The sequence below is a fragment of the Pseudomonas cerasi genome (genome assembly GCF_900074915.1).
GTDB lineage: Bacteria > Pseudomonadota > Gammaproteobacteria > Pseudomonadales > Pseudomonadaceae > Aquipseudomonas > Aquipseudomonas cerasi.
The window spans coordinates 1,079,843-1,092,399 of sequence record NZ_LT222319.1 but is presented as its reverse complement, the minus strand read 5'-3'; the positions used below and the strand labels follow the sequence as shown (position 1 = coordinate 1,092,399).

Annotated in this window: 17 protein-coding genes; 12 read left to right on the top strand and 5 right to left on the bottom strand. The window is 57.1% G+C overall.

What is annotated here, in order from left to right; translation table 11 throughout:
* Positions 1–18 precede the first annotated feature (18 nt).
* Together PCPL58_RS07455 and PCPL58_RS07450 are read left to right on the top strand one after the other, a co-directional pair.
* Positions 19–891, top strand: coding sequence for an alpha-amylase family protein (locus PCPL58_RS07455; protein ID WP_024661857.1), 873 nt, complete (start codon positions 19–21; stop codon positions 889–891).
* 81 nt (positions 892–972) lie between these two features.
* Positions 973–1,776 (top strand): SirB1 family protein, encoded by an 804-nt coding sequence (locus tag PCPL58_RS07450; RefSeq protein ID WP_003365462.1) that lies wholly within the window; start codon positions 973–975, stop codon positions 1,774–1,776.
* Positions 1,777–2,005: 229 nt separating this feature from the next.
* Here the strand turns inward: PCPL58_RS07450 and PCPL58_RS07445 are convergent, their stop codons facing one another.
* The 3 genes from PCPL58_RS07445 to PCPL58_RS07435 all read right to left on the bottom strand — a co-directional run bounded on the left by PCPL58_RS07445 (position 2,006) and on the right by PCPL58_RS07435 (position 4,250).
* A complete protein-coding gene (locus tag PCPL58_RS07445) occupies positions 2,006–2,563 on the bottom strand; it encodes a hypothetical protein (protein ID WP_083188339.1) in 558 nt (185 codons plus the stop codon).
* A 212-nt stretch (positions 2,564–2,775) separates the two neighbouring features.
* Entirely contained in the window at positions 2,776–3,687 is a 912-nt protein-coding gene (locus tag PCPL58_RS07440) for an SDR family oxidoreductase (RefSeq protein WP_003433651.1), read from the bottom strand.
* 110 nt (positions 3,688–3,797) lie between these two features.
* Positions 3,798–4,250, bottom strand: coding sequence for a flavodoxin (locus PCPL58_RS07435; protein WP_065349143.1), 453 nt, complete (start codon positions 4,248–4,250; stop codon positions 3,798–3,800).
* Between the two features lie 206 nt (positions 4,251–4,456).
* Between PCPL58_RS07435 and PCPL58_RS07430 the strand changes: the two genes are divergently transcribed.
* The 7 genes from PCPL58_RS07430 to PCPL58_RS07400 all read left to right on the top strand — a co-directional run bounded on the left by PCPL58_RS07430 (position 4,457) and on the right by PCPL58_RS07400 (position 8,357).
* Positions 4,457–5,062 carry a hypothetical protein gene (locus PCPL58_RS07430; protein WP_003365472.1) on the top strand — a complete coding sequence of 202 codons (606 nt, stop codon included), beginning with the start codon at positions 4,457–4,459 and terminating at the stop codon, positions 5,060–5,062.
* Positions 5,063–5,213: 151 nt separating this feature from the next.
* Positions 5,214–5,780 carry an antibiotic biosynthesis monooxygenase gene (locus PCPL58_RS07425; RefSeq protein WP_003346204.1) on the top strand — a complete coding sequence of 189 codons (567 nt, stop codon included), beginning with the start codon at positions 5,214–5,216 and terminating at the stop codon, positions 5,778–5,780.
* 233 nt (positions 5,781–6,013) lie between these two features.
* Complete coding sequence (gene folM / locus PCPL58_RS07420; RefSeq protein WP_003433655.1) at positions 6,014–6,724, top strand: dihydromonapterin reductase; 711 nt, start codon at positions 6,014–6,016, stop codon at positions 6,722–6,724.
* Positions 6,725–6,745: 21 nt separating this feature from the next.
* Positions 6,746–7,309 carry a GTP cyclohydrolase I FolE gene (gene folE, locus PCPL58_RS07415; RefSeq protein WP_065349142.1) on the top strand — a complete coding sequence of 188 codons (564 nt, stop codon included), beginning with the start codon at positions 6,746–6,748 and terminating at the stop codon, positions 7,307–7,309.
* Positions 7,309–7,680 (top strand): dihydroneopterin triphosphate 2'-epimerase, encoded by a 372-nt coding sequence (gene folX / locus PCPL58_RS07410; RefSeq protein WP_003316983.1) that lies wholly within the window; start codon positions 7,309–7,311, stop codon positions 7,678–7,680. Before folE ends, folX begins: the two co-directional genes overlap by 1 nt.
* A gap of 43 nt (positions 7,681–7,723) precedes the next feature.
* Positions 7,724–8,023, top strand: a complete 300-nt coding sequence (locus tag PCPL58_RS07405) for a DUF1244 domain-containing protein (protein ID WP_065349141.1) — start codon at positions 7,724–7,726, stop codon at positions 8,021–8,023.
* Complete coding sequence (locus PCPL58_RS07400; RefSeq protein ID WP_003365480.1) at positions 8,016–8,357, top strand: HopJ type III effector protein; 342 nt, start codon at positions 8,016–8,018, stop codon at positions 8,355–8,357. Before PCPL58_RS07405 ends, PCPL58_RS07400 begins: the two co-directional genes overlap by 8 nt.
* Before the next feature lie 256 nt (positions 8,358–8,613).
* On the opposite strand, the gene trxB is transcribed toward PCPL58_RS07400, so the two are convergent.
* Complete coding sequence (gene trxB / locus PCPL58_RS07395; RefSeq protein WP_065349140.1) at positions 8,614–9,576, bottom strand: thioredoxin-disulfide reductase; 963 nt, start codon at positions 9,574–9,576, stop codon at positions 8,614–8,616.
* A gap of 362 nt (positions 9,577–9,938) precedes the next feature.
* Here trxB and cysZ point away from each other — a divergent pair, with 362 nt between their 5' ends.
* Both cysZ and PCPL58_RS07385 read left to right on the top strand, forming a co-directional pair.
* A complete protein-coding gene (gene cysZ / locus PCPL58_RS07390; RefSeq protein ID WP_065349139.1) occupies positions 9,939–10,700 on the top strand; it encodes a sulfate transporter CysZ in 762 nt (253 codons plus the stop codon).
* Between the two features lie 182 nt (positions 10,701–10,882).
* Positions 10,883–11,227, top strand: a complete 345-nt coding sequence (locus PCPL58_RS07385) for a hypothetical protein (protein ID WP_065349138.1) — start codon at positions 10,883–10,885, stop codon at positions 11,225–11,227.
* 97 nt (positions 11,228–11,324) lie between these two features.
* Here the strand turns inward: PCPL58_RS07385 and PCPL58_RS07380 are convergent, their stop codons facing one another.
* The gene (locus tag PCPL58_RS07380) at positions 11,325–11,921 is read right to left on the bottom strand and encodes a hypothetical protein (protein WP_065351013.1); all 597 of its coding nucleotides are present in this window, start codon (positions 11,919–11,921) and stop codon (positions 11,325–11,327) included.
* Positions 11,922–12,242: 321 nt separating this feature from the next.
* Between PCPL58_RS07380 and PCPL58_RS07375 the strand changes: the two genes are divergently transcribed.
* Positions 12,243–12,542, top strand: a complete 300-nt coding sequence (locus PCPL58_RS07375) for a hypothetical protein (protein ID WP_065349137.1) — start codon at positions 12,243–12,245, stop codon at positions 12,540–12,542.
* Positions 12,543–12,557: the final 15 nt, after the last annotated feature.

Sequence of the window (12,557 nt, the reverse complement as noted above, 5' to 3'; positions counted from 1 at the left end):
TCCATCAGGGAGTAATGTTTGAAGGCTCTGGCCGCACTGCTGCGACAGGCAACATTGATCAAGACCTCGGTGGCCGCCCTGCTGGTGGGGGCGATCGCCCTCGGCACCAGCGAGCTGTATCTGCTGATCCAGCCCAAGGGCCCGGGGGTTGTCGGCATCGTCTGGCAACCGGATAACGCAACGGTAGGCATAAGCGGCAACTGGGACAGGCTCGGCGCACGGCAACTGCTCGTGCAGTGGACGGCGGTCGATGATCAGGCGTTCATACCGGGCACCCCGATGACCAGTGTGCCGGTGTTGCCGGACTGGACACGGATCGGTAAGGAGCCGTGGGCCCAGGAAGTGATCCTCGGACTGGCCGGGTACTTCAGCGAAACCCGCTCGCGGGACAATATCGAGCAGCTGGCGGTGCTTTCGGCGCAACTGGCCAAGGTGAAAACGCCGCTCAATGTCACCGGCTGGTACTTCCCCGCCGAGGTCGACCCCAGCTGGAGTCGTGCCAAGGAGTTACCGGCACTGCTGGCGAAACTGCCCAGACCACTGTGGATCAGCGTCTACGACGGCGCCAATATCGGGCCCGCCGCCACAGCGGACTGGCTGAAAACCTGGCTGCCGGACGATATCGGTGTGTTCTTTCAGGATGGTGTGGGCGTCTATGCCCGCACCGCTCCGGTTGCCCGCACCTACGCCGACGCCCTGCGCAAACGGCTGGGCAAGAATCGCGTCAGAATCATCGTCGAAGCCTTTCGCCCGCAGGTAGGCGGCGGCTTCCGCCCGGCAACGGCGGCCGAACTGAAACCGCAGATTGCAGCTTTCGATGGCTATCCGCTGTACCTGTTCGACGGTCCTCACTATGTGACACCCGACCTGATAGAAGCCCTGAACAAGTAGAAACACGTGGCGCTGGACGAAATTCGCGCACAGGGCTACAAAGAGTCTTCGCACTGGATTTCGAGCCGCACGGAGTGGTCCATGACGCCACGTCAGCATTGCCTGGCCTGCCTGCAACAGACACCGCCCTCGGTGTTTGAAGCTGCGTTATGGGTGTCGACCGAACATGACGCACATTTCGAGTGGCATGAGGTAATGAGCGAAATGGCCCAGTTGCAGCGCCAGATAAATTCAGCGCTGCCTGTCCTGCCTGCGCCTGAACTTGCCCAACCGCTGTTACGGCAACTCAACGCCCTGGGCTTTCAGCAGAATGACTGGAACCCTCCCAAACCCGATTCGGCCCTTCTGCACAAGATCGTGCTGCAGCGTCGAGGTCAGCCACTGGGGCTGGCAATGATTGCGCTGGAGATCGCACGGCGCCTGGACATTACCCTGGAAGGCGTGAATTTCCCGGGTCACTTCCTGTTGCGCGTGCCGGGTGCCGATCATCTGCTCGACCCCTGCAGCGGGCGCAGGCTCTATCCCGCTGACTGCCGCGAGCTGTTGATCAGGCAGTTCGGCCCGACCATGCAACTGCGCGCCGAGCATATGACTCGCGCCACCCCGACCAGCATGCTGCAACGGTTGTCGCGCAACCTGCGGCATCTGCACCAGATCAACGATAATGTTCTTGCGGCGCTCAAGGATGCCGACCGCATCGTCGAACTGGGCCAGGCCACCAGCAGCGATCACCTGGCCCGCGCCAGCCTTTATCAGTTGCTCGAATGCCCACAGGCCGAACGTTTCGATCTGGAACGCGCGCTATTGCTCAGTGAAGACCCGATGCAAAGACTCCAGCTTGCCGAGCGCCTGAGCCGCTTACCGTTAAACCACCGCGTTCATTGAGCAACCTGCTCATTCGCTGCGAATTGTTACCCGCCAGGTAATGCTGCATATCCTGTGCGGGGATTTTTCGGGCGCGTGATGGCGGTTAACCTGCGCGCGTTAAATCGACGTGGATTTGCAAGCTCCCTTGATCCTGCGTTTTGTTTGGCCGCCGTGCAGGTCTCTGTGCAGCGGCCTTTTTTATTGCCCGCAGATTAATACTCTCCGCGTTTATATCGTGCAGCCTGCCTCAGCCCTTGGCATCCGGCGTTCTTTTGATCAGCCCCTTGTTTTCCATGTCCTTGATCTTGCGCATCTCGTAACTGTCGCCCGACTCGGCAAACACCTGAAGATTCTGCATGATATGGATGGTCCTGATGTAATCAGGCAATAGCGCCTTGGCATATGGATCGCCGCTCAGCGCCTTCTCTTTCATATCGATGATCCGATTGGCAAAAAACTCCAGTGCGTTGATTTCCTTGCTGGGGTCGACCAGTTTGCCTTTCTTGTCGAACTCATCGCCTGCGCGACTCATCAACTCGGCGGTGTGATTATCGATCATGCCGAACTTGTATAAAATCATCCCCGCTCTGTTGAGATCCTTGGGGGTTATCTGTTCGGGATTGAAGCCCTTGAACAGCGGCTTCATCTTGCGCTTTTCCATCGCCAGCGCATTGAGCGCAATCGAATTTTCACCCACCTCCTGAAGCACCTGGGTTACCTGTGCCGCAGCCTTCTTGACCTTGACTCGTTCAGGAGGTGCGGCGACGCTTACCGGTGGAAGTTCGCCCCACATTGATTTGGCCATGTGTCACTCCAGATATGAATGTGTTCGAACTTCATATCGGAGTGGAAGATGCTTAATTAATAGACCTGCAAAAATCCATACTCGACCTACAGGGCAAAAAGACAGTTCTTACATAACACAGTGAAACTTCCCATATACAATTAAGCAACCTGCTTAAAGATGCGCACGCGTTCAACAAACACTCTCGTCTTGCGTCAGCTAGCAAAGGCGGGTTATTTAACGTACTTCTGCAGGTTGACCATCATCTCTTTCAACGCTTCGCCAGTGTCGGCAGGATGCGCTGCGTTGGCGAAATCACCAATCGCCTGCCACTGCTGCGCAACGTCTTGCGGGCTGAAACCTGTCTGCGGGTCGAAGCAGGCCCCCTGACTGCGCTGCCAACGGACCTTGCCGATCCAGCCGCCGCCCACTTCGAACAGGTCGCCACTGCTCTGACATTGTTCGCTGCACAGGTACACCACCAGCGGGCTGACCAGTTCGGGCTTGAGCAGCTCGAAGACATTAGCGGGGATCAGGCCCTCGGTCATGCGTGTGCCGCCCGTTGGCGCTATGGCGTTGACGAAGATGCGGTTCTTGCGACCTTCCAGCGCAAGGGTGCGGGTCAGCCCGTAAAGCCCCAGCTTGGCCGTCGCGTAATTGGCTTGCCCGAAGTTGCCGTAGATACCGGACGTCGATGACGTAAAGATCACCCGTCCGTAGTTCTGCTCGCGAAGGTAAGGCCAGGCGGCATGGGTGACTTTGTAAGCACCCTCGACATGGACGCGATAGACCAGATCCCAGTCGGCGTCCTGCATGTTGGCGAAGGTCTTGTCACGCAGGATGCCCGCGTTGTTGACCAGCACATCGATGCGCCCGAATGCGTCCAGCGCATGCTGCACGATGTGGCCGCCCTCGGTCACCGAATCATGATTGGCTATCGCTGTGCCGCCTGCCGCGCGAATCTCGGCGACGACGCGATCTGCGGCAGACGCGCTGGCACCTTCGCCATGCGCCGAACCGCCCAGGTCATTGACCACCACCCGCGCGCCATGTTTCGCAAACAGCAGCGCATGAGCCCGACCCAGCCCACCCCCTGCGCCGGTCACAACCACGACTTTATCGTCAAAACGTACTGACTCGCTCATCGCTGGCTCCATGCCTCAGGAATACTTTGCGATGAGTGTCGTCCACGTCCGGCACAGCCACAATCAACACTGCTGCGCTGAATCATGCCCGATAAAGACGCGCGATGTTTTCAGCCCAGGTCCTTGATGAACGCTTCCAGCCAAGGCTCGGCGTCGGTTTCTGGGGTGACGCTTTCGCTTCCGTCCAGACGCAACATATCCTGGACTTCGGTAACGCCCATTTCAGCGAACAATTCGCGCATCTGCTCACCGCCCGCGCAGAAGGTGTCGCCGTAACTGGCATCGCCCAGTGCAATCACCGCGCCGGGCAAGCCGCGCAGTTCGCTTGGCAGACCGTCGCGCAGCGCTGAATAAAGAGGCATGAGGTTGTCGGGCAACTCACCCATGCCGGTGGTCGATGTCACGGCCAGGATCGCCTGAGGCTCGAAGGCGAGCAGCTCCGGCAACATGAGCCGGGGATTGACGAGCGTCTCATGGCCGGCGGCACGCAACAAGGCAGCGGCGTGTCTGGCGACTTCCTCGGCCGATCCGTAGACCGTTCCACACACGATGGCGACTTTCATGGTTATTCCTGCAGCAGCTTAAAAAAGTGAAACATTATGCCTTAGAATGCCGTCTGAATTTTCTACGGACCATTCTGTCTTCGGTCTGCCCGGAGAAACACAGCAGAGTTGAAACACTTGAATGAAAAAATATGATGAATGGTCCGAACACATTACGGAATCAATGGTCTTTGTTCTCAATAACCGGTTAGACCGAGCCTCCGCCCATGCAACCTGATTCACTACTCACCCAGGCTGAGCTGGATTTTATCCAGAGCATGCACCGCAACCCTCAGCTGAACGTACGTGACAGTACGCGTAGCCTGCTGGTCAACGGTGGCATCCAGATTCAGGATCTGCTGACCAGACTGGCCGCTCATGAGCAGGTCACGATCCATGCGCAGTTCGAGAATCAGCAGATGAATTTCCCGCTGCATCTGGTCGAGGACGAATTCCACGCACTGCATCTGGAGCTCGGCGCGCCGAGTATTTTCGAGGAAGGCCCGAAGATCCGCCCATGGCGGCTTGTGCTGGAAGAACCCATCCCTCTCGAAACAGAAAAGGGTGCATTGACGGCACTCTGGGTTCATGAGTTGTCGTTCAAGGGTGTGTTGCTCGAGTACCGCAAGGAAGGCAAGCTGCCGAGAAACTTTTCCGCCTGGTTCAACCCGCCGGGTCAAGCGCCCATTCCGATGCGCGGCAAGCTGGAGCGAATGATCGGGCAAAACGTCGGTGCCTATCATTTCAGCAAGCATGGCAAGGACGATGCCGAGCGCTTGCGCCAGTACATCCTGCAAGAGCATCGTCGCAAGCATCCATCCTTGCACAAGTAACCTGCCTGCCCGACAACGCTCTACCGGTCTATCAGCGTTTCAGGAATAATCCTTGCTTGCTGTTTACGTGAAGCTGTCGCGACCCACCATCCCGGATCGCGGCATGTGACCTCCCTACCCGGGAATTTCACGCCTCTACCGGAGATATACAATGTCTACCTCACCCGTCACCTTGATGGTTGCACGCCGCGTGGCGCAGGGTCGCTACCATGAAATGATGGCCTGGCTGCACGAAGGCGAACAGTTGGCCACGGACTTTCCAGGGTATCTGGGTTCAGGGGTACTGGCGCCGCCGCCCGGCGACGACGAATTTCAGATCATTTTCCGCTTCACCGATGAGCACACCATGCACGCCTGGGAGCATTCCGCCTCCCGACGCTCCTGGCTGGTGCGCGGCAGCGGTCTTTTCGCACAACCTTCGGAGCATCGGGTCAGCGGCATCGACGGCTGGTTCGGCGCAATCGATCAGCGTCCGCCACGCTGGAAACAGGCTGTCGCGATCTGGCTGGCGTTTTTCCCCGTGTCGCTGATCTTCAACTTTCTACTCGGCCCGTTGCTCAATCATCTGGACCTGTTACCGCGCATCATGATCAGTACAGCGGTGCTCACCCCGCTGATGGTCTACCTGTTCATCCCGCTGTCCACGCGCCTGCTCGCACCCTGGCTGCAGAGCACGCCTGCACCGGCACGCCCTACGCAATCACCTTCCCCTCGCTAGACTCATAAAGACCTGTACACCTTTACACCTCGGTACAGGTCTTGGTCGCGCCCCAGCCCCGCTCGTTCCCTCAGCCTCCCCGTGCTCAGCGCCTTCGAGCACTGCCTCGGCGAGTTTCATGATGTCCAGGGTTGTACAAAAAAATTCTCTGGTATAACTTTGCCTGTAAACCGGAAGAAACAATCGACCGTACAATCCCCGTCCACTACGGATAACCGATACGTGAGCTGTCGATGGCAATGTCTTCTGCACCTATCCTGATCACCGGCGCCAGCCAGCGCGTGGGCCTGCATTGCGCCTTGCGTCTGCTGGAACACGGGCAACGGGTGATCATCAGTTATCGCACCGAGCACGAAAGTGTGACGGAACTGCGCCAAGCCGGCGCGGTGGCCATCCACGGGGATTTTTCCTGCGAAGCCGGCATCATGGCTTTTGTCGAGCTGTTGAAAACCCAGACCTCAAGCCTGCGGGCCATTGTCCACAACGCTTCCGAGTGGCTGGCAGAAACACCGGGCGATGAAGCCGACAACTTCACACGCATGTTCAACGTGCACATGCTGGCGCCCTACCTGATCAATCTGCATTGCGAGTCGTTGCTGACCGCCAGTGAGGTCGCTGACATCGTGCATATCAGCGATGACGTGACCCGCAAGGGCAGCAGCAAGCATATCGCCTACTGCGCAACCAAGGCCGGCCTGGAAAGCCTGACGCTGTCCTTCGCCGCCAGGTTCGCCCCACTTGTCAAAGTCAACGGCATAGCACCGGCGCTGTTGATGTTTCAACCCAAGGATGATGCGGCCTACCGCGCCAACGCCCTGGCCAAGTCGGCCCTGGGCATAGAGCCTGGTGCAGAAGTGATCTACCAGAGCCTGCGTTACCTTCTGGACAGCACCTATGTCACCGGCACAACACTGACCGTAAACGGCGGACGGCACGTCAAGTAAGCCGCCCCGAGGATCATTCTGATGAGTTCGTCCCTGCCCCAGCACTATCGAGACATTCTGCTCGGCCTTGGTGAAGATCCAGACCGCGAAGGTCTCCTGGATACGCCGAAACGCGCCTCCAAAGCCATGCAGTGTCTGTGTCATGGCTACACCCAGAGCGTCGAAGAGATCGTCAATGGCGCCCTGTTCGCCTCCGACAACGATGAAATGGTCATCGTCCAGAACATCGAGTTGTACTCGCTTTGCGAGCACCACCTGCTGCCGTTCATAGGCAAGGCGCATGTGGCGTACATTCCGACCGGCAAGGTACTGGGCCTGTCGAAGATCGCACGCATCGTCGACATGTTTGCCCGCCGTCTGCAGATTCAGGAAAACCTGACCAAACAGATTGCCGATGCGATTCAGAAAGTCACCGGAGCCGCCGGTGTGGCTGTGGTCATCGAAGCCCAGCACATGTGCATGATGATGCGCGGCGTCGAAAAGCAGAATTCAACCATGAACACGTCAGTGATGCTGGGGGCCTTCCGTGACTCGAGCACCACACGCATGGAGTTTCTGCAATTGATCGGACGGAGCAGACAATAATGGCAAGACTCGAACCTGGCACCGCGCGCATCCGGGTCAAGGACCTGCGCCTGCGTACCTTCATCGGCATCAATGAGGACGAAATCCTCAACAAACAGGACGTGCTGATCAACCTGACGATTCTCTATGCCGCTCAGGAAGCGGTCCGGGATAACGACATCGAGCATGCCCTCAACTATCGCACCATCACCAAGGCCATCATCCAGCACGTCGAGGGCAATCGCTTTGCCCTGCTGGAAAGACTGACCCAGGAAGTGCTGGATCTGGTGATGAGCCACGAGGCGGTGACCTACGCTGAAGTGGAAGTCGACAAGCCGCATGCCCTGCGCTTTGCCGAGTCGGTATCGATCACGCTCGCCGGTCAACGCTGAAACTCTTATCATGACGTCAACCGTCTACTGAAAAGAGCCCGTCATGACCGAGCAAGAACGCCTCGAACTCGAAGCCGCAGCCTTCCGCCGACTGGTCGCGCATCTGGACAGCCGCAAGGATGTCCAGAACATCGACCTGATGAACCTGTCCGGCTTTTGCCGTAATTGCCTGTCCAAGTGGTACAAGGCCGCCGCTGACGAAAAGCACATCGACCTCACCCTCGATGATGCGCGAGAAGTGGTTTATGGCATGCCATACAGCGAGTGGAAAGCCCGCTATCAGAAAGAAGCGAACGCCGAACAACAGGCGGCGTTCGTCAAGGAAACCAAACAACATGACTGATCTGAATTCCCTGCGCACCCGCCTGCGCAGCGGCGAGCATGCGTTTGCCGACACCCTGGCGTTCATCGCCGAAGGCTACGACTACCAGCCTCAGGCCTTCAGAAACGGCGACGTCGACAATGCTGCCGGGCAAAACGAAGGGTCGTGCAAGACGCTGGGCCTGGCGCTACTGGAAGGCTTGACTGACGAGGAGGCACTGCTGGCGTTCGGCGAGCATTACCGCTCGGTACAAGCCACACCTGAAGGCAGCGACCACGGCAATATCCGTGCGCTGATCGCGAATGGTCTGGCGGGTGTAAAGTTTGAAGGCGAGCCGCTCAAGCGCAAGGCTTGATCGGCTGGGTTGAAATCACATCGTTCTAGTGCCCATACCTGGGCACTCCACGCTATACACGCGTCCTGGTAAGCCCGGAAAACGGGGTTAAACACAGCATGAGGCAGAGTACAGCCCACTGTGGGAGTGAGCTTGCTCACGAAGGCATCGGTTCAAACACCCTGTTTCCGGGGGATGTGCTGACCTCTTCGCGAGCAATGCGGATCGCTCCCATATGATTTGTGTATAGCGACGAGCGCTTGGGCACGAGAGCAAATCAGAACGGTACGTCAGCCAGCCCGTCCAGGTAGCGCTCGACGTCCAGTGCCGCCATGCAGCCGGCACCGGCCGAGGTAATGGCCTGGCGATACACGTGGTCAGCCACGTCGCCGGCAGCGAATACACCTTCGACGCTGGTCGCCGTGGCGTTGCCTTCACGGCCACCCTGCACAACCATGTAACCGTCTTTCAACGCCAGCTGACCGTCGAACAACGAGGTGTTTGGTGTGTGGCCGATCGCGATGAACACACCGTCGACTTTCAGCTCGCTGCTGCTGCCGTCGTTGTTCTTCAGGCGCGCACCGGTCACACCCATGTTGTCACCCAGAACTTCGTCCAGTGTGGCGTTGAGCTTGAGTTCGATCTTGCCCTCGGCGACACGTGCGTGCAGCTTGTCGATCAGGATCTTCTCGGCACGGAAGGTTTCGCGACGGTGAACCAGGGTCACCTTGCTGGCGATGTTGGCCAGATACAGCGCCTCTTCAACCGCCGTGTTACCACCACCCACCACTGCGACTTCACGGTTGCGATAGAAGAAGCCATCGCAGGTGGCGCAGGCAGACACACCCTTGCCCATGAACGCTTCTTCCGATGGCAGGCCCATGTAGCGGGCGCTGGCGCCGGTGGCAATGATCAGAGCATCGCAGGTGTAGGTTGCGCTATCGCCCTGCAGGCTGAACGGCTTGCCAGCCAGGTCAACGGAATTGATGTGGTCGAAGACAATTTCAGTCTCGAAACGCTCGGCATGCTCGCGCATGCGTTCCATCAGCGCAGGACCGGTCAGACCGTGCGGGTCGCCTGGCCAGTTATCAACTTCTGTAGTCGTGGTCAATTGGCCGCCAGCCTGCATGCCGGTGATCAGCAGAGGCTTGAGGTTGGCGCGAGCGGCGTAGACCGCAGCGCTGTAACCGGCAGGGCCGGAACCGAGAATGATCACTCGGGAATGACGTACGTCTGACATGACACACTCCTATCGACCGACCGTTTACGCCGCGGTCGGGACGGCTGGATAAAAAGGACCACCGAAACGCTTGGGGAAGCGTCGTTTGGTTCGGCAGGTCCTGAAAATTCTGACCTGAAGGACAGGTCCTAGATTGCCGAACAGCCTATCGGGGCCGCAGAGGTTAAGGAAATATCGTTTCACAATCCACCCTATAGGTCACTTCTATAGCGCGGGCGCTTGAAAGCGGCGCCATCCGGATATTCTTCGTCGCCAAGGATACGCCACAAGTCTGACATGCTCAAAAAACCGTCGGCGCTCCGCTCTTTCATGGCCATCACAAAGCCGGTAAGGTCACGCCTTTCAAGCACTCGGAGACTCCCATGCCCGCTCCCGCCCTTACCGGCCCGCAATACCTGAAAGAGGGCCTGAAACTGGTCCTCAGCCCTGGCTTGCGCTTGTTCGTTCTACTGCCATTGAGCATCAACGTGGTGTTGTTCTGCGGCCTGATCTATCTGGCGGTGCACCAGTTCGAGCTGTGGGTCGACACCTTCATGCCGACCCTGCCCCACTGGCTGAGCTTTCTCAGTTATATCCTCTGGCCACTGTTCGTGGCGCTGGTGCTGCTGATGGTGTTTTTCACTTTCACCATGGTCGCCAACATCATTGCCGCACCGTTCAACGGGTTTCTGTCCGAAAAGGTCGAAGCTGTGGTTCGTGGCGTAGACGAATCGCCCGATTTCAGCTGGGCCGAACTGGTTGCCATGGTGCCCCGCACCCTGGCCCGCGAAGCACGCAAGCTGGGCTACATGTTGCCACGCATGCTCGGCCTGTTCATCCTGTCGTTCATCCCGGTCGCCAACATCATCGCCGCCCCGCTGTGGCTGTTGTTCGGGGTGTGGATGATGGCGATCCAGTACATCGACTACCCCGCCGACAACCACAAGCTGGGCTGGAACGAAATGCTCGGCTGGCTGAAAAGCAAGCGCTGGCAAAGCCTGAGCTTCGGCGGCATTGTCTACGTCGCCTTGCTGATCCCGGTGGTCAACCTGCTGATGATGCCCGCGGCAGTGGCCGGTGCAACGCTGTTCTGGGTGCGCGAGCGCGGCGCGGATGCGTTGCCGGTGACCCACGCACGGGGCTGAATGCCGACCTGCCGGGCCGCGCCATGCGGTTCGGCACACCCGAAGAAAAATCACACGCATATAAATATGCACCGCAACTCACCCCGCCAACCAAGGCTAAATGGGGCCTCAATCAATCCGTTCATGTGAAGCCAGCTTCCATGAAACTCAGCGACACATGAACTTAACAAGGAAGTTAAATCATGAATGCTCAAGTAAATCCTGCTGCACTGACCACCGACAACGCAACCGTTCAGGAAAAGATCCGCGCCTTTCTGGTCAGTGAACTGGCCGAATGGTCGATCAATCCGGACAACGTTTACATCAACGGTGTAAATAACCCGGAAGAACGTTTGGTCATCAGTTCCAGCTCCCTGACTGCAGAGGCAGCCAACCGTGTTTTCGAGAAAGACGCTCCGTTTTACTCTACTCGCACCGCAGGCCTGTTCAGCGTGGCGTATTCGTATGCTGATGAACATCGCCTGGCTGCTCCGGACCTGGCCAAGGTGGGTGAAGTGATCGGCCAACTGGTCAGTGACCTGGGCTGAATGCTCTGATTGAATGGCCGAGTGACAACAAAGCCTGAAAAAGTGCCGAATAGATAATGGATGATCTGTTCGGCACTTCCATTGGCATCAATAGCATCTACCCTGCAGCAGACGCAGAGAGGTAGGTCGGTATACTCATCAACCAGATTGCACACCCGGCAAGAATCCATATGCCATTGGCCCATGTCAATCTTGAGTTGGTACTTCCATCTGGATCAAGCGCCGCAGCATTCATCTTCGACTGCACCAGCATTAAATTAAATGTTTGCGCAGTGGCCAGCAGAACGGCCCATACCAGCCAGCCGCCGACCGGTTTGAATTGCATATGCCCGGAAACACCTTGCGAAAGCACCATCCCCGCAATAGTCAACGCCAGCAACACCAAGCCGCTAATCGCCCAGTACGCCATGTGACCACGCCCCTGTCGCCGCAAACTTTTGTCCACAGTGCGAAATAGTGGAAAGGCGTAAATAACGGCGAAGATCACACGCGCAACGGGCCACACCTTACTGCCTGAAAATTTCTTGTTCAGCGACCAGTTTCGATAAAACCAGTAAATCGCGAAAAAGCCCGATGTCAAAAGATACAGAATGAAGAATTTCTTTAGAGACACGACATAAAATTCCGGACCTCTACTATCCGTTTCATCTTTTTCCAGGCCGGCTTTCGGTGGCGCATACATTAAATCTGACATTTCATATCCCTTTGAAAAGAGAGCGGATGCTATCAGACGAATCAAAACCCTGCAAAAAAATATAGCCACAAAGAAGCTTCCCACAAACAAAAGCCTCAAGCCTTACAACCATTACCAAACTCGTCTACCTGACAGTCGGCAAGCGGTTGCCGCTAAAGAACAAACATTACCAGCGTTTCAAAAAATTTCATGTAAGCCGTCTCTGTAGGTAAAAAAAATTAACACCCTGCCCACTCGGTTCAAGCGTGTAGGACCAAACTAATGTATCAATATTGGCATTACGCTTGCTCTGTTGCGTCTAGACAACAGGAGCATAGAGCAATGGAAAACATCGTAAATACCGCAACAGTCAAACCCATCAATACCAACCGACCTGCAGGTCTCGAAACACTCCCGCAATCGCGATCAGGTAGATTTGCTCAGATATTGAGCCAGAGGGTCGAAGACCTTACAGCGACCGAACCTGCCACTCTGGGCAAACATATCCAGCCCCGCTCGACCTTTTTTATGGAAAACATGAGCCTTGAGCAGCTCAGATCTGTGGTCGACGACAAGGGATTTCTGCCAAAACCTGCAGCCATGGAGCGAATCGCCGACCCTAAAAATCGCCGAGTGAGATGAATCGGGGCGGTTGAT